Raw genomic sequence first — 22,524 nt, forward strand, 5'->3', positions numbered from 1 at the left:
ACTCTTGGCGGTATGTTGCGTGTGCAGCAACTAAGTCAGCAAAATTCTGCCCTCGATACTGGGCGAATGGGATTGAACTTCTGCATGACAAACCACAGGAAACGCACCTTAGTATCCGGTCATTTCAAGATATCCGCGTCCCTCATGGCTGCCCGAGATGCTAACCGGACCTTCCCAATATTCGAATCGGGTTCCCATCCAGGCCTTGGATGTGATGGCAGAAACTTCGACATCTACTCCGCGATCGGGCAATGACACCTGCCATCTGGTCGGAACATCGCGTTGTTCCACGCGTGTGGTTTCAAGCGGCGTCAATGCCACAGAACCGTCGGGCAGGGGTGTTGCGTGGCCGTTAGGTTCTATCCACGTGGCAGCGGTAAAGTCTCCTCGATCCCCACGCAGACGGAAGGCCATCAACTTGTCTCCACCGTCAAAACTGAGCGAAAACCAATCCCAGCCGCTTTGATCTTCGGCCAGTGGCTGCGAGGACCACTCGCGATCCAGCCAGCCCTGGCCGGATACTTCAATGTCCCGGTCAGGCAGGTGAAGTGTGCCTTCGACTGCGTAGAAAGGTTGCGAATAGTAATAGCTCGCCTGACCGTCAGCGGATTTCACCGAATAGCCCGCGTCGCCGTGAAATATCAATGAACCCTGGGCCTGCAGGTCAAGATCATAGCCGAAATCCGCGCCATTTGCGGTCAGGTTCAGGGTGTCCAGATCATCACCGCGCATGTGCCACTCATCAATCCATGCCTCGAATGGTTGTGCTGTAACTCCGGCCTGTCCGACGCCACCGCGCGAAAGGCGTTCTGCAAAATAGTGGTTATCCGGCGTTGTCACCGCGGCGTGTCCCATCCAAATCTGTGGGCTTTGCCAGCCGTCAGTCTCAGAGGGTTTCAAGGCAGATCGGAACAACGTCCATTGGATACCATAGTCTTGACCCTCAGAGTCTTTGAGATTGGCGGTCAGATACCACCATTCGATCCGATAAGTCGGGTGTGGGCCATGATCCCTTGGAAACTCAAAACTGTACCTGGGCATCGGTCGAGAGAACCCCTCGGCGCTGCCGCCAAGCCCGGCAAAACCCTGCGCCCAACTGGTTATTGGGATCAAGGCAAACAGGATGAACGCTCTAATGCTCATTGGCGAAAACCCTCAGCAAGGCAGCTGGTGGCAGGCGTAGCAACCGCCAGGCCGGCAGTGCGGCGGCAAGAAAAGCGGCAATCTGGGTCAATACGAACAGGCCTAGCCAATCTGCGGGAAACAGGTTCATGGGCAGGCGCCAACCGAAGGCCTGAACGTTGATCACGGCTAGCAGAACCCAAGCGAGAATCAGGCCCAGTGGAAGTGCCAGAAAGGCCGTCATCGCTGCGAGCAGGACACTGCGCAGAAGCTCCAGCCGGGCCAATTTCGCGCGCGTCAGGCCTAGCGCCCAAACCGGCGCGACCTGTGGCAGACGCTGGGTCCACAACGTCAGCAGGCTGGTCAGGATCGCAAAACCCGCCACGCCCAACGTCAACACGTTCAGCGCTGAGGTGATCACGAAGGTTTTTTCGAATATCGCCAAAGATTGCGCTTTCATGGCTGTTTGCTGCACCACTGCCGAGGGGGCCAGATCGAATCTATCGCGCAGCGCCTGAGCTAGATCAGAGGCCCGATCGGGCGTGATGCGGATACCAAAGCGTCGGGTTTGCGTGCCGGGTGCAATCTCATCCAGCACAGACATTGAGACAATCGCCTGGCCAGTCGGATTGCCATAATCGGAATACACGCCCGCGATCGGTAGTGTATGCCTTGGTGTAATCGCGACCGTATCTCCGGGCCACAGATCCGCACGGCGTGCGAGTTGTTCGTTGATCAGAACCGCGCCACGGTTCAGGACGTGATCCCAGGCATCCGGCCCCTCGTCGATCAGCGGCCAGTTTCGGCGGTAACTTTCGTGATCAATGACCCCATAAAGGAACAACGGCCCCGTTTCGTGGGTCAACTCGGTGCTGCGGATGGGCAGAATTGCCGAGGTCTGCGGGGTCAGCCATGCGGTTATGAATTCTGCCTGTTGATCATCGGCGGCGGTCAGATAAAGCTCGGAGGTCAGGCGTTGATCCAGCCAGCCAGTAAAGGTTAATCGAAAGCTCGAAACCATTGTTCCGACACCGATATTCGCGGCCAGAGCCAGCAGCAAAGCCATCAGCGCGAGCGATAAACCGGGGAGCTGGGCGCGCATATCGGCCAATACCCACTGGCCAACGGGTGTATTTGACCGCTTTTGCAGAAACGCCAATACGCCTGACAAAACAATCGGTAGCAATAGTGCCGCCCCGGTCAGTAACCCGGCAAGCAGGGCAAACCCGCCGATCAATCCCTGGAAAGCATAGAACGCAAGGATGCCTGCAACAAGCAGACCAAAACCCAACGCGCCAGTGATACGAGCGGGGGTCTTTCCTCCGCCCCAAGCTTGCAGGCCCGGTCCGGTGAGTATGGGCATGTTTGAAAGCCGCCAAAGGGCGTGACCGCTAGCCCCCAGCGTACCGCCGATCGCCATAGAAAGCCCTGCTGCAACCCATTCCGGACGCAACGACATCTGGCCGTCAATGGGCGCTGCGTATAGGCCGCGCAGGGTGGCCGCGACATCCGGCAACAATGCGCCTGCAAGAAAGTACCCCAGACCCAGTCCGAACAAACCTCCGATCAGGGCCAATAAAAGCAGCTCAACCAGAACGATCCCAATCAGATGCCTCATCGGAAGGCCCAATGCGCGCAGCGTTCGGATCGTCCCGCGTCTCTGTGCAAAGGCGAGCCCAACGGTCCCATGCACGATGAATAGACCAACGGCGAATGAGAGCAGGCCGAAGGCGGACAAGTTCAGGTGAAAACTGTCGGTCAGTTGCGCAGTATCCAACTGCGCTGACGGGCTGATCCGTTGAAGGTCAGGCGCAATATCTGAAAGGGGTGGCAGGTCACGAGGTTGATCGGGCAGGACCACCAGCCGGGAAATCTGACCAAAGCGGTTAAGAAGATGTTCTGCCACGCCGATATCAGTCAGCACCAGATCAGGAGGGAGCGCCATGCTGGTTAGGATTGGTGGAAATTCGTCATCGGATTGAAAGTGAGGCGCAAGCTCGGGTGACATCAACAGCCGTCCCGGTGCGGTCAGGATATCGGCAGGGTTTGGGGCATCCGCGCCTTGTTCGATCTGAGTAATCGCGGGCAGAGCAGGATAGGCTACCATATCCACACCCATCAGGCGCACCGATCGGCCATCTACGCGCAGCGATCCGTCAAGCACCGCCGCAACCTGCCAGCCTGCACGCCTGAGTTCTGCGTAACGCGACAGGGGGATCATGGAACCAGTTGCGCGTAGTTCGTCAAACTGCCCGATGGCAAGCTGCGCGTTAGCGCGTTTATAACTGGCGCGCGCCTCGGCATTGATGGCTTGTACGGCCGACCAAAGGCAGGTTGCCAATGCGATGCCAGTCAGTAGGGTCACCAATTGTAGAGGATGCGTTCGCCAATGGGACAGCAATGCCTGGATCGCTGGAGGTATCATTCGATACACCCGCCCGTCAGATGGGCGCGTCGGTCAAGTCGGCTGGCGATCTCGGTTGAATGCGTAACCAGCAAGAGGGCGGCATCGGTATCTGCAACCAGCGAGAGCATCAGGTCCAGCACCACAGCGCTGGCCGTCTCGTCCAGATTGCCCGTCGGCTCATCTGCCAACAGCAGCCGTGGTCGAATTGCCATCGCACGTCCGATTGCGACCCTCTGCTGTTGTCCTCCCGAGAGGTTTTCGGGATACCGATCCTGTAGATCGATCAGACCCAGACGCTCGGTCAGGTGCGTGATCCATTCCGGATTATCCCGACCTGCAAGTCGTGCGTGAATTGACAGATTCTGGGCAACGGTCAACGACGGGATAAGATTGAACTGCTGAAACACCAGCGACAGGGTGTTGCGACGCAGGGCTGCACGCGCAGCATCGTCCAGTGGTGACATGGGCCCACCATCCAGAGTGATTTCTCCGCTGTCAAAACCGTCCAGCGCGGCAACCAGATGCAGCAGAGTGCTTTTTCCGCTGCCGCTTTCTCCGGTCAGCGCCAAGGTCTGTCCCTGTTCCAATGTCAGCGAGACATCGTTCAGCACGGGCCTCCCGCCGGGATAGGATTTTCTAACGTGTTCAATCGATAGCAGCATGTGAATTCTCATCTGTTCCTGTCACAATGTGCAACGTGGCGCAGCTGTGTCCAGAGCGGGGTTGTCGACAGCGCGCGAAAGCCCCATGCTTGCGGTGTCATCCGTGATCAGAACAAAGGCCGTTTTCATGACATTGTCGCAGCAGATCATATGGGGCAGCTTCTATCTAGGTATTTGTTTTCTGATCGAAATCATGCTGTTGACATGGTGTGTTCTGGTCATCCGCAAACTGGTCGAAAAATGGGAGGTTCGCAGCACCATACTTGCGACCGCCGGCCCAATTTCGGTGGCGCTTTTATTCATCGTTCTGACCCATACTGTGCAGGTCTGGATATGGGCGATTGTCTGGGTGATGGGTGATGTGCTGCCCGATTGGAATTCGGCGCTCTACTTCTCATTGGTGACTTTCACGACACTGGGTTACGGCGATATTGTGCTTGGCGAAGGGCTGCGTATCTTCGGTGCGTTCGCCTCGGTCACCGGGCTGTTGGCATTCGGGCTTTCCACAGCGTTCCTCGTGGCCCTCATGACGCGCGTATTCGAAGAGCGGTTCTTGAATTAGAGGATCGGGGCAAACAGACGAGCAAGCGGCGCGCCAAACCGGATATAGATCGGTTGTTGGGGCAGGGTGCGGGTCAATTCGTAGCTCGACGAGAAATCGGTTTCCAGCATAGCCGCCGCCGCATTCGCTGCGCGGGCGTCAAAGAACAGGGCCATCGCCTCGAAATTCAGGCGGAAGGATCGGTTGTCCAGATTGGTAGTGCCAACAGCAGCAAGCGTATCGTCGACGACAAACACCTTCTGGTGCATGAAACCATCCGTATATCGAAACACGCGGGCACCGCAGTCGCGGATGTCGTCGAAATAAGCGAAAGCGGCCAGCCATGGTAGGCGATGGTCGATCACATCTGGCACAAGAATACGTACATCCACACCACGCAAAGCCGCGTGTTGCAGTGCAGTCATGATGTCGATGTCCGGCACAAAATACGGCGAGGCGATCCACAGACGCTCTTTTGCTTCGGTGATGGCCGAGAAGAACATCATCGCGCCCGTTTCCGTGTCGTCACCCGGACCTGTTGCCACCAATAATGCGTTCATATCCTGATCAGACTCGCTGCCTGCCCAATCAAGCTGGTCGATCAGGTCTTCGCTGCGCGCCCAATGCCAATCCTCGCAGAAAATCAATTGCAACTGACGAACCATATGGCCAGTCATCCTGATATGCGTATCGCGCCAGTTGCCAAACCGGCGGCTTTGTCCCAGATACTCGACCCCGATGTTGTGACCCCCGATGAACCCGGTCTCGCCATCCACGATTACGGTCTTTCGGTGATTGCGGTAGTTGAGCTGAAAACGGAAATTTGGACCGCGCTGCTTGCGGGGATTGGCGACATCAACACCGGCCTCGCGCATTTTATCAAGATAGCTTGTAGGCAGACCGTAGCTGCCTACCGCGTCGGTCATGAATCGCACATGCACGCCCCGCTTGACTGCGGCGATCAACCTGTCTTGTACCTTTCGCCCAAGATCATCGTCGCGGACGATGTAGAACTGAATCAGTACATAGTTCTTCGCAGTGTCGATAGCATCGAGAATTGACTTGAATGTCGCGTCTCCGTTGATCAGCAGCTCTGCACCGTTTCCGCGCGAGACGGGTAAATGCGCCAGCGCTTCGAACGGGCGGGGGTTGATCCGCATCGTATCGGGATCAGGCTTGGAGTAATCGGCAAAGGTCTTGATCCCTTCGACTACGCGCTCGCTTTCCTGACGGGCGATGCGATACCCCGCAAAGCGGTGGTGCCCCAGAAACAGATAAAACGGAACACCAAACATTGGGGCGGACAGCAGGAACACAACCCAGCCAACCGCGCCCTGCGGAGTGCGCGCAGTTTGCGCGGCACGTATCGCAAAGATGACCGCTACACAGTAGAGAGCAAACAGAAAAAACGAGACGAGCAATGCCCACATTGATGCGTGCCGATCGGGTTGTTTAGTTTGCTCCAGTGTAGATGCGAGACCAGTCGTTGGCCATATCAACCATGACCCAGCCCATTTCCGGACCTTTGTCCAGCCCGTCGACTAGTCGTCCCACGGCGCTTTCACGGTCATAGGCCCATTCGCGATCCGCGTCCGTATGATGGATCAAAACACCAAGCCTTGGCCCTTCGCCTGCGGTGGTCCATTCCATCATGGCAAAGTCTCCGTCCGAGTTCCCTCCGGCAAGAATAGGACGCCTGCCTATGGTGCGCTCAATATTGATCGGTTTGCCGTCCTTGTCGTCGACAAAGGCGATACCGGGGGTTTTGTTGATCACCGGAGAGCCGCCCGAGGCGTCATAGGTGGTCTCGCCATAGGTGCCCAGTATCTGTTCTGGCGGGATGCCGTAGGCATGGTCTGCAAAGACACGCATAAAATGCAGTCCTCCGCCCGAAACGATATAGGTCTTGAAATCTTCGTCGCGCAGATAACGCAGCAATTCGACCATCGGTTGATAGGTCATTTGGTCATAAGGCAAATTGGTCTCGGGATGCCGGGCGATTTCAAGCCAAGTGGTCACCGAATCCTGAAACGCATCAACGCTTACCCCGGAATGTGAGGCATTCACGACCTCAATCAGTGCGTCATGGCCGCCGTCCAGCACGGTCGCTACATCGCCTTTGGCCGCGGCCTTAAGGGCCGGGGTTGTCAGTATGGATGGGTCCTGTTCGGCCATCTCAGTTAAGCGATCCATTGCAAAAATGAACTGAAAATAGACCGGCTGCTCGGCCCAGAGCGTGCCGTCATTGTCGAACACCGCTATCCGTTCGGCGGGGGTCACATAGTCCTTGTTCGCCGGATCAGTGACCGCTTCGACAAAACCTATGATCTGCTGTTTCGAATCCGATTCAGTCCAACTGGGCAGGGGATCTGCCAATGATGCGAATGGGACAGTGGCGATAAATGCGCTTAGCTTGAGAATGCTCATGAAAGGCCTCGGATTGTGTAGGCTTGGGGCCGCATCATTGCGCGGCCCCGCTTGCTTTGTCTCAGTTGGACGTGGGTGATGAAAGTTTTTCCATCACCTGATTCAGACTGAAGCTCGCGGCCTCCTGCCTGGGCGGGAATTCCTGAAATGTGCTCAGGAACTGACCGACATATTGCTGGGCAGGCACCAAGAAGTAGGCACGATCGATTATCCAATCGTAGTAGGTGTTGGACGTGCGGTAACCACGCTCATAGGGGTCACGACGCAGATTGACGATGATCGGCACGCGGAGCTCAGTGAACGGTTCCATCCACGCGCGGAAGGTGGCCCAGGCTTTTTGCTCAAGGAAGATCAGCTTCCAGTCATCGAAACGCAGCGCCGATAGATCGCCATCGTCAGTGAAATAGAATATCTCGCGGCGCGGGCTTTCCTTGGTTTCACCCGTTAGCAGCGGCAGAATATTGTAACCGTCCAGATGCACCTTGTAGTCGCGCGCCATTGCGGGTGACGAATATCCGGCCTTCAGCTTTTCCTTGATCTCGCTGTCTCCGGCTATGGCCAGATAGGTTGGTAGCCAATCCATGTGATGCACGATCTCGTTCGAGACCGAGCCCGCTTCGATCTTGCCGGGCCAGCGCACCATGGATGGCACGCGCCAGCCACCTTCCCAATTGGTGTTCTTTTCGCCCCAGAACGGCGTCGAGGCAGCATCCGGCCACGTGTTGTAATGCGGGCCATTATCGGTTGAGTAGTGCACGATGGTGTTGTCGGCAATGCCTAACTCATCAATAAGATCAAGCAGTTGACCCACTTGCATGTCATGTTCGATCATACCAGCGGTGTATTCATCAGCAGGGCCGCCGTAGATTTCGTTTGCGCGTTCGCGCATTTCATCGCCTACGTGGGTGCGAAAATGCATCCGTGTGCCGTTCCACCAGACATAGAAGGGCGTTCCGCTTTGATTTGCCTCGCGGATAAATTCCACGGCAGCTTCAAGTGTTTCCTGATCGACCGTCTCCATGCGTTTCCGTGTCAATGGACCAGTATCCTCGATCGCACCGCCCGCTTTGGATTTGATTACGCCACGAGGACCATATGCCTCGCGAAACGTGCGTCCGTCTGGCAGAAGGGCGTCTCCTGGATAGTCTTCATGTTCGGGTTCTTCTTCGGCATTTAGATGGTACAGGTTTCCGAAAAACTCATCAAATCCGTGGTTTGTCGGAAGATGTTCATCCCTGTCGCCCAGATGGTTTTTGCCGAATTGACCAGTGACATAGCCTTGGTCCTTCAGCAGGCCGGCAATTGTGGGGTCTTCAATCTGCATTCCCTCTTTGGCGCCGGGCAGACCGACCTTGGAAAGACCGGTCCGGAACACTGATTGCCCCATGATGTAAGAGGATCGCCCCGCGGTGCAGGATTGCTCGGCATAATAATCGGTAAAGATCATGCCCTCGTCGGCGACGCGATCAATATTGGGGGTTCTGTAACCCATCATACCCATCGTATAGGCCGAAATATTGGACTGGCCGATATCGTCGCCCCAAATGACCAGAATGTTTGGCTTTTGATCCTGCGCCCACGCAGGTAGGGCCATCACAATTGCGATTGATGCAGCTGAGGCGCGTCGCAGTCCAGCGCGCCAGCTTTCCAAGAACCGTGTGTTGGGTAACATGTCTTGCTCCTGAATTTATGAACATTTATCCTTGCGAGTTACGAAAAATCTGCGGCCGAAACAGGATCAGTTACAGTCGATATGCTGTGCATTTCCCGTTCAAACTAATTGGTTTTTGGAAACGCTTGGCAGTAATGTAGTTCAGCCTGGCTGATAGGAACTCAATATATATAATAAAGCTTATATATCTAGATGACAATAACTTAGGCTGACTGTTCATCTTCACCCAAGCGCCCGTCAAGGGACATCAGGATAGCTACTGGACGCAATGCGGGGATGTGGCTGAAGATGATCAGGATACATACGGTCAGAGGCACGCTGAGAAACGCGCCGATCAGGCCCCAGACTGTGGTCCAGAACGTAAGTGCCAAAATGACAAGGAAGGTCGACATATTCAGAGACCGGCCCAGCATTGCGGGGTCCAGAAAGTTACCGATGGCAAACTGGAGTGTGCCGCAACCCAGAACGATGATCAGAAACGGGCCGATGGTGTCAAACTGAACCAGAGCGATCATCGCAGGAAAGATGACCGCGATGATCGACCCGATTGAAGGGATAAAGTTCAGGGCAAAAGTCAGAACGGCCCAGGTCTCGGCATATTCCAAGCCCAAAGCTTTGAAGACAGCATAGCTTATGGTTGCGGTGATCAAGCTGATGAATGTCTTCACGCCAACGTAACGTTGCAGGCTGAACGAGATCGCATCCAGAACCGTTGCAAGGTCTGCGCCAAGCCGGGGATTGCCTGCAGCAAGCTGGATTTTCTTACGAAACGCCAACCGTTCGGCCATCAGAAACGCGACGTAGAGGCTGATTAGAAAGAACTGGTTCAGCAGCGAGGTGGCGCTACCCAGAATGACCCGCGCGACATAGGACATGTCGATGCTGACCAAATTGTCCCGGATAAAGCTGGTGACGTCATTGCCGACCAATCCGGTAATCCTGTTAACCGCCCCATCGAACTGGCTTTCATACGTGTTGATCGAGCGGGCAAACTGTGTGGCCTGACTGCCAAGAATGTACATGATCATGAATAACCCAGCCAGAACGACCGTGACGCCCGCCAAGTTTGCCAGCCAGATCGGTGCTCGAGTCACCGCAATGACCCGGTCGCTGAGGGCCAGGATCAGCACATTGACCAGCAACGCCATGGTCAGCGGCACCAGGAAATTGGCCCCCGCATAAAGGCCGAGCACAACCAGAGTGGCCACGATCACGACGTCCCGCAGTACGCTCAGCTGCAGGCGGGCTTTGGATGGGCTGCTTTGTGGGTCAGAGGTCATGTGATGGCCTTGCTCTGGATGCCGTTCTTGGGTGTTTTTGGCGTTTGACACGATCCTGCACAGGCTGACGGGTTTATGCAATCCATACAGAAGGTTAAGTACGCGAAATTAACATCCTCGGCTGATTGGCGGTTCTGCCCGGGGAAAAGGCAGGCTAGTCTTGGGTGATGTCACGTGTTTCGATTCCTTCATCCAACCAGTTCGTCCGCGCTCTATGGCTTGCCGTTCGCCGCTTCAACGACAAGGACGGCTTTGTCATGAGCAGCCACGTTGCAATGTCGCTGATGATGGCACTGTTTCCCTTTGTTTTGTTCACCGTTGCGCTGGCAGGAACGCTGTCGCAAGGATATGTGACGGACGAATTGATCGATCTGATTTTTGGTGCCTGGCCGAAAGACGTGGCCGATCCCATTGTCGCAGAACTGCGTGCCGTTCTGGCCAGTGCGGGCTCTGGTGTGATCACTTTGGGTGGCTTGTTAGCGATTTATTTTGCCTCTAACGGGGTTGCTGCAGTGCGCCGCGCGATGACGCAGGCCTATCATGACAAAGACAGCTGGCCGTTCTGGAAGACTCGTCTGTTGTGTTTTGCGCTTGTGATCATCGGTGGCGCCGCCATCTTGACGATCGCCGCAGTCGAAGTTGTTTTGCCGGTTTACACGCGTCTGGTTTCAGAGAAAACAGCAGTGGATGTTGACAATTGGCTGTCGGTGGACCGCTTGCGATGGACCTTCACTGTTGCGGTCCCTGCTGGCACCGTCCTTCTGGCCCATCTGATCTTGCCCACCCGGCGGCACAGTTTGCTGCAAATTCTGCCGGGTGTGATCCTGACTTTGGCATTGTGGGCAGCGGGGGGATGGGGTTTCTCGATCTACATCGCCCAGTTTGCCACCTATAGCGCAACCTATGCCGGGCTTGCGGGGGCGATGGCGGCTTTGATTTTCCTATACCTGTGTTCCGCCATGCTGATCCTCGGTGCCGAGTACAATGGTGCCCTGATTGATCTTCAAAATTCTGAAATCAAATGATGTTTACCCGGATAGCATTGCTTGCCGCGACATTGTGGGCGATGGCACAGGAAGGCCGTGCGCAGGATTATGTCGGGTCCGAGGTTTGCGCGGATTGCCATCACGAGCAGACCGAGGCCTGGCAAAACTCGCATCACGCACTCGCCTGGACCGAAGTGGAAGACGGTCATGTCCTTGCAGATTTTGATGGCACCAGTTTTTCCCACGATGGGATGCGCGTAGCTTTTGTGGATCAAATGGGCGTTCTGTCGGCGCAAGTCACTGAAAAGGATGGCACCACCACAGAATATCCGGTTCATTCGGCGGTCGGCATAGCACCGCTGCAGCAGTACCTGTTTGAAACCCAGCCGGGTAGGTTGCAGAGTTTCGATGTCGTTTGGGACACGGAAAAGGGCCGCTGGTACCATCTCTACCCCGAGCAGGACCTGCCTCCGAATGACGGGTTGCACTGGACGGGGCCGTACAAAAACTGGAATGCGCGCTGTGCCGAGTGTCACGCGACAGGTTATGTGAAAAAGTACGACGCAGACACTAAGAGCTATAACTCGACGCAAGTTGAAATTGGCGTGGGTTGCGAAGCATGTCATGGGCCGGGGTCTGCGCATCTGGAGTGGACGACAGGAAAAGCGTTGCAGGACGGTTTGGGCACGTTCGGATTCCCGATGAACTGGGGCAGGGGGCAAACCGAAGCCGAGGTACAGCAATGCGCAGGCTGCCACTCTCGGCGTGAGGCACTTGAGGATGGCAACCCAGACCCCGGCACACCGTATCATGACGCCTACAATCTGGCAGTGTTGCGACCGGGTCTCTATCATCCTGATGGCCAGATTTTGGATGAGGTCTACGTTTACGGCTCGTTCCTGCAGTCGCGTATGTATGCGCAGGGCGTCGGATGTATGGATTGCCATGATCCACACCGCGCAGAGGTGAAAGCCGAGGGGAATGGCCTTTGTACCCAATGCCACTCACCAGCTGGGAACCCGGATTTCCCAACCCTGCGGCAAGCCAGTTACGACACGCCAGAACATCACAACCATATCGAAGACACCGAGGGTGCCCAGTGCAAAAGCTGTCACATGATCGAACGCGCCTACATGGGGGTGGATGGCAGGCGCGATCACAGCTTTCGCATTCCCCGGCCTGATCTGAGGCTTGGAACCGACGCCTGTACGGATTGTCATGCGGACGAAGGGCAGCCCTGGGCCGCGCAACAGATCGCAAGTTGGTTTCCGGACTCCACGCGAAGAACCGCGCATTATGGAACTGCGTTTGCTGCCGTTGGCAGCGGTGAACTAGACGATCCTGAGACCTTGATCGCGATCGCGCTGGATAATGGGCAGGCGGGTATCGTCCGGGCGACTGCGTTGTATCTGCTGCAACCCTTTGCCACGCCTGATCTGGCAGATCGGCTTGCACCGCTTCTAGCCGATTCCGACCCGCTGGTGCGGGCGAACGGGCCAGTGCTGCAACGGCCCGCGCCTCTGGACCAGCGGATTTCCCGGCTCGAGTCGCTTTTGTCTGACCCAACTCGCAATGTTCGCGTATCGGCCGCCAAAGAGTTTCTGGCCATTCCCGCGCAGGCCATGACGCCGGAACAGCGCGTAAGCGCACAGCAAGGAATGGCCGACTGGCAGCGCAGCATCTCGCATCGGTTGGACTTTCCTGAAATCCACATGGTGCTTGGCGGTTGGGCGCTGACGCTCAGAAACGCACCCGCTGCAGAGCGGGCGTTCCGCGAAGTCGTGACATTGGACCCTCAACGCGCCGAAGCCTGGCCGATGCTGGTTCAATTGGCCCATATCAATCGCGGACCTCAGGCAGCGCAGGCGGTACTGATCGAGGCTCTGTCATTGCTTCCGGACGATCCGAATCTGAGGCAATTGGCGCAGGAATTTGAACGTTGACCGGCACCGAACCGGCAGATTTGCGCCACGTTACAGACCCAATGTCCAGTTAGATATCCACAGTAAGATCTCGGATTTTCTAGGGTGATGCATGACGGATCGCACAGCAACGTTTACAAACTCGCCAATGGCCGCACGAAAATCGACACTGGATCAGCGTATCAAGGAACTGCGCGCGCGTGAGCCAGTCGATATCAATCACGGCGAGGCGCTGTTGTTACAAGGCATCGCCACGGCGTCTTTGCGAAAGCAACTTATCGCGCAAAGAAAGATTGATCTGGACTAGTCTTGTTTAACCGCGGAAACCGGTCGCGATCACGAATTTCTCGGAACTGTCCGAGCGTGACGCAGGGGGCTTTACATTGGCGACCTTGGTAAATTTCTGCTTAAGCAGTTTTTGAAGGTCACCCTCGGCTCCGCCTGCAAGAACTTTGGCAACGAATGTGCCGCCTTCTTCCAGTACATCAAACGCGAAATAGGCCGCTGTTTCGCACAGTGCCATGATCCTCAAATGATCGGTCTGCTTGTGACCCGAGGCCGAGGCCGCCATGTCGGACATGACAACTTCCGCTTTGCCGCCCAGCCAGTCTTTGACCTTCTGATCGGCGTCATCTTCCATGAAATCAAGCACATGGGCCGTTGCACCAGCAACTGGTTCAACTTCCTGGATATCAATTCCCAGAACCGTGCCTATACGTTTGCCGCTTTTCTCACCCAGAGCGTTGACGCGATTCACTGCCACCTGCAGCCAACCGCCAGGGGCGCACCCAAGATCAACCACACGTGCGCCCGGAACAAGGAACCTGAATTTATCGTCTAGCTCCAGTATTTTGAATGCCGCGCGCCCACGATATCCTTCGACCTGTGCCCGCTTGACATAAGGGTCGTTCAACTGCCGCTCAAGCCAGCGGGTCGAGCTGATCTTGCGCCCGCGTGCGGTCTTGACTTTGACCTTCAGATCACGTTGCCCGCGACCCGAGTTGCTTTTTCCAGTCGGTGTCTTCGCCATCAAAACGGTCCGTCTTCCAATACACCGTCCGCGCTCATCTGCGCATAAAGCAGACCTTCGCGCAGCCCCCGATCCGCTACAGAAAGGCGGTCGGTGGGCCAGCAACGCAACAAAGCCTGCAAAATAGCCGAGCCGGACATGATCAGCGCCTGCCGGTCATCCCCAATCCGGGGATCGCGGCGGCGCCCACGAGGGCCGAGTTCTAGATAGCCTCGTATGACCTTGTCAATCTGATCGCTCGTCATGCGCAGCCCGTCCACCTTGGTGCGGTCATAACGCTTTAGTCCCAGATGTGAGGCTGCGACCGTGGTCACGGTGCCGCTGGTTCCCACGATTTGGAACCCTTCGCGTGTCTGTTCATCTTTGTAAGGCGCAAAATCTGCCAGATTTTCTTCGAAAAACCAGCTCATGAGAGCAAATCGCGCGGCATCGTTTTCGACATCGTTAAATTGGTCCCGCAAAGTGGCCACCCCCAGCGGTACGCTGATCCAGTCAACCACCTTGGCCGCAGGAAAAGGGCTGTCGGACGGGTGGAAACCGTTATGCAGCCGCATGATCGCCGCCGGCCGATCGCGCCGCGGGACCGAAGAAATGTCGATCCAAACCAGCTCAGTCGAGCCGCCGCCGATATCAACGACCAGCAATTGCTCGGTCTTGGTCGAAACAAGCGGCGCACACGAGATGACGGCCAGACGTGCCTCTTCCTCGGGCTGGATGATATCTAGCGTCAGCCCAGTCTCACGTTTGACCTGACGGATGAAGTCACGAGAGTTCTTGGCGCGACGACAGGCTTCGGTCGCGATCAGGCGCATCCGCCTGACCCTATTGCGCTTTAGCTTTTGCTGACAGATCCGAAGGGCCTGCACGGTGCGCGCCATAGACGCACGCGACAACCGCCCGGTGCGTTCCAGACCGGCGCCCAATTGCACCGATTTGGAGAAGCTATCCACCACATGAAACCCGCTGCCCTTGGGCTGGGCAATCAACATGCGGCAGCTATTTGTTCCCAGATCCAGTGCCGCATAGAGAGCATCCGGATCGGGTCTTGCCGGCGCGGGGCTTTCGACCGCTTTTGGGAACGCGCCCGCACCTCTGGGACGCTTGGGCGCCATCTGAAACGCCCTCCAATTTTCGAGTTAACTCGACCATAGGTCGCGCGCTTCGATCACGCAAGATGCTCATTAAAGTCATTAGGATTTTGATGTTCGGTTTTGATGATCCAGTCGTTAAAAGCTGCAGTATGCAGCCGTGGGCAAAAAGGTCGCTGCAAATACGCCTTGTGTCGAAAATCGACCGACCTACGCCCATATTGAAGTTTAGAACCGGCCCATAGGGTTAGGAGGAATCACAGCTATGCCTGACGTCACCATCGTTTACTGGCGCGACATTCCCGCTCAGGTCATCGTCGGCAAAGGCCGTCGAGGTGCCAAGCGGCAATTGGAGGAACGGTTCGAACAAGCGATCGACCGGGCCGCCATGAAGGTGAATGCCAAGGACAGTGATGCCTATCTGGCCGAGTGGCGCAAAGCCAAACCTTTTGCAGTCGAAGGCGACCCGTCCGAGATTGCCGAGGCCGAGGCCGCGCGTTTGGAATCTGAATACGATCAGGATCGCATCAAGGCCTTGATCGCCAATGACGGTTGGGCTTAAGCCCCAAATCTTAATGGGAGGCCAAAAATGGCTTTGCTGAACTTCAAGAATCGTGATGCGGCCGCCAAGGCCCCGGTGAACCCGACCGTCGAAGCCTTCCTGCAAGGTTATTCGATCGAGGTGATGCCGCGTACGGCTGAAAAAGTCGAAGATTTCCGCGCGCTGCTGCCCGAAGGCACACGCGTTTATATCGCCCATATCGAGGGCACGCCAATCGAAGACATGGTGAAAACCGCCAAGCGCATAGCGGCCGAAGGATACCCGGTTATGCCGCACTTCCCGGCGCGGATCATCAAGGATGCGGCGACACTTGAGAGCTGGATTTCGATGTATCAGGGCGAAGCCGGGGTCGAGCAGGCTCTGCTGCTGGCCGGTGGTGTTGCTCAGCCGCATGGTGATTTCGACAGCTCGATGCAACTGATGGAGACCGGTCTGTTCGACAAGGCTGGGTTCAAGAAATTGCATGTTGCGGGTCACCCAGAGGGCAACAAGGACATTGATCCGGATGGATCGACCAAGAATGTCGAGGACGCGCTGCGTTGGAAACAGAAGTTCAACGAGACCACCGATGCTGAAATGGCGCTGGCCACTCAATTCGCCTTCGACGCCAAACCGATCATCGCCTGGGCCGACAGCCTGAAAGAGGCTGGCATCGACCTGCCGATCCATATTGGCATTGCAGGACCCGCCAAACTGCAGACCCTGATCAAGTTCGCGATCGCCTGTGGCGTTGGTCCGTCGCTCAAGGTACTGCAGAAGCGTGCCATGGATGTATCCAAGCTGCTGCTGCCCTACGAGCCGACCGACGTGGTTACCGAGCTGGCAAACCACAAGGCCGCCAACCCGGATTTCAACATCACCAATGTACACTTCTTCCCGCTTGGCGGCATCAAGACCAACGCCAACTGGGCGATCAACAATGGCGGCGCTTCGGCAAAGCCCGTAAACTCCTAAGGAACGGACATGACCCGAACAGTTGTAGAATCGAAAACAAAAACCGCCATTCTGGGCTTTGATGAACCGTTCTGCGTGATCGGTGAGCGGATCAACCCGACAGGGCGCAAGAAACTGGCTGCCGAGCTGGAAGCGGGAGATTTCTCAACCGTCGAGAAGGACGCTGTTGCTCAGGTTGCAGCAGGCGCAACCGTTCTGGATATCAATGCGGGCGTTGTCTACAACTCGAACCCCAATCCCAACGAAACCGAGCCGCCGCTGATGCGCAAGATCGTTGAGCTGGTACAGGGTCTTGTCGATGTGCCGCTGTGCGTCGATTCCTCGGTTCCTGGTGCACTGGAGGCCGGTCTTGAAGCGGCAGAAGGCCGTCCGCTGCTGAACTCGGTCACGGGTGAGGAAGATCGCCTGGAATTGGTTCTGCCCCTGGTCAAGAAGTACAATGTGCCGGTCGTTGCGATCTCGAACGACGACACTGGTATTTCCGAAGACCCAAACGTGCGGTTCGAAGTGGCCAGGAAGATCGTTGAGCGTGCAGCCGACTTCGGCATTCCGGCGCATGACATCGTGGTTGATCCGCTGGTCATGCCCATCGGTGCGATGGCGACCGCTGGACAGCAGGTGTTCGCTCTGGTTCGTCGCCTGCGTGAGGAGCTGGGCGTAAACACCACATGCGGCGCGTCAAATGTGTCCTTCGGTCTGCCGAACCGTCATGGCATCAACAACGCGTTCCTGCCGATGGCAATGGGTGCAGGCATGACTTCGGCGATCATGAACCCGGTGGCGTTGCCTGTTGGCCCCAAGAAACTGGCCGAGAAAAAGGCCGAGGTTGAGGCAAAAGGCATCATCCTGCCTGCAGACATGGACGATGAAACCTTTTGCCAGCTGTTTGGTCTGGGTTCGACCATGCCGCGTGCAGGCAAAGAGATGGAAGCCATCCGCGCCGCAAACCTGCTGACCAACAATGATCCGCATGGTGGTGATTGGATCAGGTTCAACAAATCTCCTGAAGAGGCTGGTGCGGCAGGTGGCCGTCGTGGCGGGGGTCGTCGCCGCCGCGCGTAAGCGTTTGAATTCAAGTAATTGGGCCGGATTAATGATCCGGCCTTTTTCATCTTCCGAAGAGTGTTTTGGCGATTAAGAACGTTGCTTGCTCTTGAACCCCGGCAATGAGCGATGTTAGTCAGGGCGGCGCGGCGGGTATGATGTAATGGTAGCCTGTCAGCTTCCCAAGCTGAACGCGCGGGTTCGATTCCCGCTACCCGCTCCAGGTTTCAGTTTTCTTACGATGCTCGTGCTTGAAGCAGATTTATGACTGCAGGTACACGTACGCCTTCTGGGGTGCGATAAGCTTCAAATTCGTCAGCCACTGCATTGATGATGGCGTCAACGTCACCCTGTTCCCCCTCGAAATGAGCTATGACCCGAGCCGCAGGGCCGACGCGTGTGCACAGTGTTGCGGCCTCTTTGGCGCTGGAGGGCGCTGCAAGTGTCAGTGGGATCGCTTTGACTTTGATATCGGCCAATCCTGCGCGGGACATCAGGTCCGACACTCGGTCTCGGTCATGAAATGCAAGCGGCCCGGGCGCATTTCGATCAACCTTTGGCGGTTGTCCCAGTTGCTTGACTGCGGCCAGATGAGGGGTCTTGAACCACGGGTTTTCGGACAGGGCACCCCAGGCGGCAAAGGTTATCTGCCCACCGGGTTTCAGTGCCCGCGCCATGTTGGCGAAGGCTGCCACCGGGTCCGAAAAGAACATTACGCCAAAACGCGAGATCAGCGCGTCGCAATCACCCGTTGAAAGCGCAGCAACCTGTGCGTCCGCGTATCTGAATTTCACGTTGTTGAGATTGGCCTGATCCGCGCGCCTGCGCGCGCGTTCAAGAAATTGTTCCGAGATGTCGACGCCCAGAACATGCCCCTCAGGCCCAATCTGCTGCGCCACGGTCAACGCACTTGCTCCGGTTCCGCATCCGATATCGACAACGCGCATCCCCCGGGTAAGGGCTGCGCGATCGAGCAAAAGATCCAGAACCGGTGAGAACAGGTGATCCAACTGATCCTCGAAGGTCAGCCAGCGACCGCCCATTTCGGATTTACCCCAGAATTCTTCCTGATCTCCGTTAATTGACAGCATGTCATCCTCCGTTTCTGGGGGGACTATGACCTCCTGCGACGTCGACGACCAGTATTTTGATCATCGCCGCCGGTATTGAAAGACGGCGAGGGCAGGGTGACGATCTGTGCCAGTTCAGGGAATGGGTCGGTTTTGTGCGGAATCGCGTTGGCCGCGACGAAATGGTCCTGGAACTTTGGCTCGATAGCGGTTTCAACCTTGGTGATTTCGCGCACAACGCGTTCAATTTCAACCCGTGATCCGATATTGCACAGCGCAATCCGCGCGCCGGTTCCGGCGGCGTTGCCTGCGCTGGAAACCTTCTCCAACGGCGCATCGGGGATCATGCCCAACACCATCGCGTGTTTGGTTGAAATATGTGCTCCGAAAGCTCCGGCCAGCACCACGCGATCGACTCGGTCGACCTCCATTTCGTCCATCAACAACCGCGCACCGGCATAAAGCGCGGATTTGGCCAATTGGATGGCGCGGATGTCGCCTTGGGTGACGGTGATACGTGGGCCACCCTCGGCGCTGGCGTCATGGATCAGATATGCGTGCGTTCGTCCTTCGGGGACATTGCGGGTTGTGCCGGTCTGTTCGGCCGATCCGATCAATCCGCTTTCATCCAGCAACCCGGCGATACGCATCTCGGCCACAGCCTCGATAATGCCCGAGCCGCAGATGCCGGTGATGCCGGTGGTCGCGATATCCAGATCAAAGCCGTCTTCATCCGACCATTTTTCAGATCCGATGACGCGAAACCGGGGTTCTTTGGTTACCGGGTCAATCTCGATCCGCTCAATGGCTCCGGGCGCGGCGCGCTGGCCAGAGCTGATCTGGGCCCCCTCAAAGGCGGGCCCGGTGGGCGAGGAACAGGCCAGCACCCGGCGCGTGTCACCCAGCAGGATTTCAGCGTTGGTGCCGACATCCACGATCAGCACGAGGTCTTCAGATTTTCCCGGCTCCTCAGAGAGCGCGACCGCAGCACAGTCAGCCCCCACATGGCCCGCAATACAAGGCAGGATATAAACCTGAGCGCGTGGATTCATGTTGGTCAGGCCCATCTCGCGGGCAGGCAGGGAAATGCTTTCGGAAGTTGTCAATGCGAACGGGGCTTGACCCAGTTCGACCGGATCGAGGCCCAGCAACAGATGGTGCATGACCGGGTTACACACGAAAACCGTCTCGACAATCAGCGCGGCGTCAATCCCGGCTTCGTCAGCGATCGAGGTGGTCAAATCATTGATCGCCTCGCGCACGGCTTTGGTCATTTCCTGATCACCGCCGGGGTTCATCATGGCATAGGACACACGGCTCATGAGATCTTCGCCAAAACGAATCTGCGGGTTCATCAGACCCGAAGATGCCTTGACTTCGCCTGTGTCCAGATCGGTCAGATGCGCCGCGATGGTTGTCGAGCCCAGGTCGATGGCTAGTCCATACAGGCCCTGTTCGTGCAGGCCGGGCCAGATTTCGATGACACGCGCCACAGTATCCTTGTGGCCTTTGTGAACGGCAACCGTGACCTCCCATTTGCCCTTGCGCAAGACGGGTTGCAGTTTGGACATCAACGACAGATCTGCAGTCACGGCTTCGATGTTCCATTGCTCGCGCAACGCGCGTTCCAGTCGCTCAAGATCACCGGTGGGGGAATGCATGTCGGGTTCTTCCACCACAACAAAATACAGACGGGTCGCGGGGTCCATGATGATAGCTCTGGCTGTTGCAGCCTTGCGAACAACCTGGCGGTGGACCTGACTTTCAGGTGGTACGTCGATCACTACGTTGCCTTGTACTGATGCCTGACAGCCCAAACGACGGCCCGGTTTCAGTCCGCGTTTATCATCATAGCGCTGTTCAACTGCGTTCCATTCACTCAACGCGTCCTCAGAGACGGTGACGCCATGCTTGGGAAACTCGCCATAGCTGGGGGTGATCTGACATTTCGAACAAATCCCGCGCCCACCGCAGACCGAATCCAGATCGACGCCCAACTGGCGTGCCGCTGTCAGGATTGGAGTGCCAACGGGAAAATGCCCGCGTTTGCCGGAAGGGGTGAAGACGACAAGGGGATCGGTGGTCATGAATGGCCTGCCTTTGTGTTCGCGCGTATGTCGGGGAACATATGAGTTTGAACGCAAAGGGAAAGGGTATTCCGCGGCACGTTTTGCACAGCTTGCGTCGTTTTCGGGCGCGGCAGAAGCCCGCATGTGAAAACAACTTGGGTTCAGGGCTTTCCCTTGGGGGAAATCCATGTAATAGGGTCACCGTCAAACGGGCTTTTGCATGGGGTTATCAGATGCAGATTCGTGAGGCACTCACCTTTGACGACGTTCTTCTGGTTCCGGGCGCATCTTCTGTGCTTCCGGCGACGGCGGATACAACAACGCGCGTGACGCGCGAAATTTCCATGAACATCCCGCTGCTGAGTTCAGCGATGGATACGGTGACCGAGGCGCGCATGGCGATTGCCATGGCGCAGGCGGGCGGCATCGGCGTGGTGCACAAAAACCTATCGATCGAAGAACAGGCCCGCGAGGTACGCCGGGTCAAACGCTTTGAATCAGGCATAGTCTATAACCCGGTGACATTGCGGGCGAATCAAACCCTGGCGGATGCGCAGGCTCTGGTCGAGCGTTACAACTTTACCGGCTTTCCCGTCATTGACGAAAGCGGTCGGGTCGTGGGTATCGTCACAAACCGGGATATGCGTTTTGCGACTTCGGACGACACGCCCATCAAGGCGATGATGACTTCGGACAATCTGGCGATGCTGCAAGAACCCGCCGATCTGGAAGAAGCCAAAAGCCTGATGCGTGCGCGCCGGATCGAGAAACTGCTGGTCGTCGATGGTGAAGGCAAGCTGACCGGCCTGTTGACCTTGAAAGACACCGAGCAGGCCGTATTAAACCCGACCGCCTGCAAGGATCGGCTGGGCCGTCTGCGTGTCGCCGCCGCCACGTCGGTCGGCGATGCTGGGTTTGAGAGATCCGAACAGCTGGTGGACTCGGGGGTCGATATTATTGTTGTCGATACTGCGCACGGGCACTCTCAAGGGGTTTTGGATGCGGTCAAACGCGTGAAGTCCCTTTCGAACGAAGTACAGATCATCGCTGGCAATGTCGCCACAGGCGAGGCGACTCGGGCATTGATTGACGCTGGTGCAGATGCAATCAAGGTTGGAATCGGACCAGGCTCGATCTGCACGACCCGGATGGTGGCAGGTGTTGGTGTTCCGCAACTGACCGCGATCATGGATTGTTCGACTGCGGCGGGCGATGTGCCGGTCATCGCGGATGGCGGCATCAAATTCTCGGGTGACTTCGCCAAGGCCATTGCCGCGGGCGCATCCTGCGCCATGGTCGGTTCGATGATCGCAGGCACGGACGAAAGCCCAGGAGAGGTGATCCTATATCAGGGCCGTTCGTTTAAATCCTACCGGGGGATGGGCAGTCTGGGCGCCATGGCGCGCGGCTCAGCCGACCGGTATTTCCAGAAGGATGCCGCTAACGACAAGCTGGTGCCCGAAGGGATTGAGGGTCAGGTGCCGTATAAAGGCTCAGCCAGCGCCGTTGTTCACCAGTTGGTCGGCGGCCTGCGCGCTGCGATGGGCTATACCGGATGTGCGACAGTCGAAGAAATGCGCCGTAACTGCAGATTCGTCAAAATCACTGGTGCGGGCCTGAAAGAAAGCCATGTGCATGACGTCCAGATCACTCGTGAAAGCCCCAACTACCGGGTGATGTAAGGAAGC

General features: G+C 56.8%; 19 protein-coding genes and 1 tRNA gene. 9 read left to right on the top strand and 11 right to left on the bottom strand.

Features of this window, described 5'->3' with window-relative positions; genetic code table 11:
• Nucleotides 1-108: 108 nt before the first annotated feature.
• From BLU89_RS03425 to BLU89_RS03435, 3 genes are read right to left on the bottom strand one after another with little or no spacing between them, the layout of a single operon-like run.
• Entirely contained in the window at nt 109-1,143 is a 1,035-nt protein-coding gene (locus tag BLU89_RS03425) for a lipocalin-like domain-containing protein (protein ID WP_074734468.1), read from the bottom strand.
• Nucleotides 1,133-3,547, bottom strand: a complete 2,415-nt coding sequence (locus BLU89_RS03430) for an ABC transporter permease (protein WP_074734470.1) — start codon at nt 3,545-3,547, stop codon at nt 1,133-1,135. The genes BLU89_RS03425 and BLU89_RS03430 overlap by 11 nt, the downstream gene beginning before the upstream one ends.
• On the bottom strand, nt 3,544-4,191 hold the full coding sequence (locus BLU89_RS03435) for an ABC transporter ATP-binding protein (RefSeq protein ID WP_074734471.1): 648 nt from the start codon (nt 4,189-4,191) through the stop codon (nt 3,544-3,546). The genes BLU89_RS03430 and BLU89_RS03435 overlap by 4 nt, the downstream gene beginning before the upstream one ends.
• A 127-nt stretch (nt 4,192-4,318) precedes the next feature.
• Between BLU89_RS03435 and BLU89_RS03440 the strand changes: the two genes are divergently transcribed.
• Nucleotides 4,319-4,753 carry an ion channel gene (locus BLU89_RS03440; RefSeq protein WP_074734473.1) on the top strand — a complete coding sequence of 145 codons (435 nt, stop codon included), beginning with the start codon at nt 4,319-4,321 and terminating at the stop codon, nt 4,751-4,753.
• On the opposite strand, the gene cls is transcribed toward BLU89_RS03440, so the two are convergent.
• From cls to BLU89_RS03460, 4 genes are all read right to left on the bottom strand, one after another.
• Complete coding sequence (gene cls, locus BLU89_RS03445) at nt 4,750-6,162, bottom strand: cardiolipin synthase (protein WP_074734474.1); 1,413 nt, start codon at nt 6,160-6,162, stop codon at nt 4,750-4,752. The genes BLU89_RS03440 and cls overlap by 4 nt on opposite strands.
• A gap of 22 nt (nt 6,163-6,184) precedes the next feature.
• On the bottom strand, nt 6,185-7,159 hold the full coding sequence (locus BLU89_RS03450; protein ID WP_074734476.1) for an HAD family hydrolase: 975 nt from the start codon (nt 7,157-7,159) through the stop codon (nt 6,185-6,187).
• A 61-nt stretch (nt 7,160-7,220) separates the two neighbouring features.
• Nucleotides 7,221-8,753, bottom strand: coding sequence for an arylsulfatase (locus tag BLU89_RS03455; protein ID WP_074736357.1), 1,533 nt, complete (start codon nt 8,751-8,753; stop codon nt 7,221-7,223).
• A 281-nt stretch (nt 8,754-9,034) separates the two neighbouring features.
• Nucleotides 9,035-10,111 (bottom strand): AI-2E family transporter, encoded by a 1,077-nt coding sequence (locus BLU89_RS03460; protein ID WP_074734478.1) that lies wholly within the window; start codon nt 10,109-10,111, stop codon nt 9,035-9,037.
• Nucleotides 10,112-10,278: 167 nt separating this feature from the next.
• Between BLU89_RS03460 and BLU89_RS03465 the strand changes: the two genes are divergently transcribed.
• The 3 genes from BLU89_RS03465 (at nt 10,279) to BLU89_RS21215 (ending at nt 13,326) form a co-directional block, all read left to right on the top strand.
• Nucleotides 10,279-11,136 carry a YihY/virulence factor BrkB family protein gene (locus tag BLU89_RS03465; RefSeq protein WP_074734480.1) on the top strand — a complete coding sequence of 286 codons (858 nt, stop codon included), beginning with the start codon at nt 10,279-10,281 and terminating at the stop codon, nt 11,134-11,136.
• Nucleotides 11,136-13,040, top strand: coding sequence for a cytochrome c3 family protein (locus tag BLU89_RS03470; RefSeq protein WP_074736359.1), 1,905 nt, complete (start codon nt 11,136-11,138; stop codon nt 13,038-13,040). Before BLU89_RS03465 ends, BLU89_RS03470 begins: the two co-directional genes overlap by 1 nt.
• 91 nt (nt 13,041-13,131) lie before the next feature.
• Entirely contained in the window at nt 13,132-13,326 is a 195-nt protein-coding gene (locus tag BLU89_RS21215) for a hypothetical protein (protein WP_143030510.1), read from the top strand.
• Between the two features lie 6 nt (nt 13,327-13,332).
• Here the strand turns inward: BLU89_RS21215 and BLU89_RS03475 are convergent, their stop codons facing one another.
• Nucleotides 13,333-14,049 (bottom strand): RlmE family RNA methyltransferase, encoded by a 717-nt coding sequence (locus BLU89_RS03475; protein ID WP_074734481.1) that lies wholly within the window; start codon nt 14,047-14,049, stop codon nt 13,333-13,335.
• Nucleotides 14,049-15,161, bottom strand: coding sequence for a Ppx/GppA phosphatase family protein (locus BLU89_RS03480; protein WP_074734483.1), 1,113 nt, complete (start codon nt 15,159-15,161; stop codon nt 14,049-14,051). The genes BLU89_RS03475 and BLU89_RS03480 overlap by 1 nt, the downstream gene beginning before the upstream one ends.
• Nucleotides 15,162-15,402: 241 nt before the next feature.
• Between BLU89_RS03480 and BLU89_RS03485 the strand changes: the two genes are divergently transcribed.
• From BLU89_RS03485 to BLU89_RS03500, 4 genes are all read left to right on the top strand, one after another.
• Entirely contained in the window at nt 15,403-15,699 is a 297-nt protein-coding gene (locus BLU89_RS03485; RefSeq protein ID WP_074734484.1) for a virulence factor, read from the top strand.
• Between the two features lie 27 nt (nt 15,700-15,726).
• The gene (locus BLU89_RS03490) at nt 15,727-16,653 is read left to right on the top strand and encodes a methylenetetrahydrofolate reductase (protein WP_074734486.1); all 927 of its coding nucleotides are present in this window, start codon (nt 15,727-15,729) and stop codon (nt 16,651-16,653) included.
• Between the two features lie 9 nt (nt 16,654-16,662).
• Nucleotides 16,663-17,715, top strand: a complete 1,053-nt coding sequence (locus BLU89_RS03495; RefSeq protein WP_074734487.1) for a methyltetrahydrofolate cobalamin methyltransferase — start codon at nt 16,663-16,665, stop codon at nt 17,713-17,715.
• 131 nt (nt 17,716-17,846) lie between these two features.
• Nucleotides 17,847-17,920: transfer RNA gene (locus BLU89_RS03500), tRNA-Gly, on the top strand.
• Between the two features lie 13 nt (nt 17,921-17,933).
• Here BLU89_RS03500 and BLU89_RS03505 read toward each other — a convergent pair.
• Together BLU89_RS03505 and BLU89_RS03510 are read right to left on the bottom strand one after the other, a co-directional pair.
• Nucleotides 17,934-18,788 carry a class I SAM-dependent methyltransferase gene (locus BLU89_RS03505; protein ID WP_074734489.1) on the bottom strand — a complete coding sequence of 285 codons (855 nt, stop codon included), beginning with the start codon at nt 18,786-18,788 and terminating at the stop codon, nt 17,934-17,936.
• Nucleotides 18,789-18,811: 23 nt separating this feature from the next.
• Nucleotides 18,812-20,854: an ASKHA domain-containing protein gene (locus BLU89_RS03510; protein ID WP_074736361.1), complete on the bottom strand. Its 2,043-nt coding sequence runs from the start codon at nt 20,852-20,854 to the stop codon at nt 18,812-18,814.
• A 215-nt stretch (nt 20,855-21,069) separates the two neighbouring features.
• On the opposite strand from BLU89_RS03510, the gene guaB reads away from it, so the two are divergent.
• Nucleotides 21,070-22,518 carry an IMP dehydrogenase gene (guaB, locus tag BLU89_RS03515; RefSeq protein ID WP_074734491.1) on the top strand — a complete coding sequence of 483 codons (1,449 nt, stop codon included), beginning with the start codon at nt 21,070-21,072 and terminating at the stop codon, nt 22,516-22,518.
• The last annotated feature ends 6 nt before the right edge of the window (nt 22,519-22,524 follow it).

The sequence above is a fragment of the Ruegeria halocynthiae genome, assembly GCF_900106805.1.
In the GTDB taxonomy this organism is placed as follows: domain Bacteria; phylum Pseudomonadota; class Alphaproteobacteria; order Rhodobacterales; family Rhodobacteraceae; genus Ruegeria; species Ruegeria halocynthiae.

What these genes read in the sequence shown, in the direction of transcription:
- BLU89_RS03455 (WP_074736357.1), bottom strand. Translation starts at nt 8,753, where the DNA reads ATGGCCCTACCTGCGTGGGCGCAGGATCAAAAGCCAAACATTCTGGTC.
- BLU89_RS03495 (WP_074734487.1), top strand. Translation starts at nt 16,663, where the DNA reads ATGACCCGAACAGTTGTAGAATCGAAAACAAAAACCGCCATTCTGGGC.
- BLU89_RS03480 (WP_074734483.1), bottom strand. Translation starts at nt 15,161, where the DNA reads ATGGCGCCCAAGCGTCCCAGAGGTGCGGGCGCGTTCCCAAAAGCGGTC.
- BLU89_RS03490 (WP_074734486.1), top strand. Translation starts at nt 15,727, where the DNA reads ATGGCTTTGCTGAACTTCAAGAATCGTGATGCGGCCGCCAAGGCCCCG.
- BLU89_RS03425 (WP_074734468.1), bottom strand. Translation starts at nt 1,143, where the DNA reads ATGAGCATTAGAGCGTTCATCCTGTTTGCCTTGATCCCAATAACCAGT.
- BLU89_RS03450 (WP_074734476.1), bottom strand. Translation starts at nt 7,159, where the DNA reads ATGAGCATTCTCAAGCTAAGCGCATTTATCGCCACTGTCCCATTCGCA.
- guaB (WP_074734491.1), top strand. Translation starts at nt 21,070, where the DNA reads ATGCAGATTCGTGAGGCACTCACCTTTGACGACGTTCTTCTGGTTCCG.
- BLU89_RS21215 (WP_143030510.1), top strand. Translation starts at nt 13,132, where the DNA reads ATGACGGATCGCACAGCAACGTTTACAAACTCGCCAATGGCCGCACGA.
- BLU89_RS03485 (WP_074734484.1), top strand. Translation starts at nt 15,403, where the DNA reads ATGCCTGACGTCACCATCGTTTACTGGCGCGACATTCCCGCTCAGGTC.
- BLU89_RS03460 (WP_074734478.1), bottom strand. Translation starts at nt 10,111, where the DNA reads ATGACCTCTGACCCACAAAGCAGCCCATCCAAAGCCCGCCTGCAGCTG.
- BLU89_RS03475 (WP_074734481.1), bottom strand. Translation starts at nt 14,049, where the DNA reads ATGGCGAAGACACCGACTGGAAAAAGCAACTCGGGTCGCGGGCAACGT.
- BLU89_RS03435 (WP_074734471.1), bottom strand. Translation starts at nt 4,191, where the DNA reads ATGCTGCTATCGATTGAACACGTTAGAAAATCCTATCCCGGCGGGAGG.
- BLU89_RS03470 (WP_074736359.1), top strand. Translation starts at nt 11,136, where the DNA reads ATGTTTACCCGGATAGCATTGCTTGCCGCGACATTGTGGGCGATGGCA.
- BLU89_RS03505 (WP_074734489.1), bottom strand. Translation starts at nt 18,788, where the DNA reads ATGCTGTCAATTAACGGAGATCAGGAAGAATTCTGGGGTAAATCCGAA.
- BLU89_RS03430 (WP_074734470.1), bottom strand. Translation starts at nt 3,547, where the DNA reads ATGATACCTCCAGCGATCCAGGCATTGCTGTCCCATTGGCGAACGCAT.
- BLU89_RS03440 (WP_074734473.1), top strand. Translation starts at nt 4,319, where the DNA reads ATGACATTGTCGCAGCAGATCATATGGGGCAGCTTCTATCTAGGTATT.
- cls (WP_074734474.1), bottom strand. Translation starts at nt 6,162, where the DNA reads ATGTGGGCATTGCTCGTCTCGTTTTTTCTGTTTGCTCTCTACTGTGTA.
- BLU89_RS03510 (WP_074736361.1), bottom strand. Translation starts at nt 20,854, where the DNA reads ATGACCACCGATCCCCTTGTCGTCTTCACCCCTTCCGGCAAACGCGGG.
- BLU89_RS03465 (WP_074734480.1), top strand. Translation starts at nt 10,279, where the DNA reads ATGTCACGTGTTTCGATTCCTTCATCCAACCAGTTCGTCCGCGCTCTA.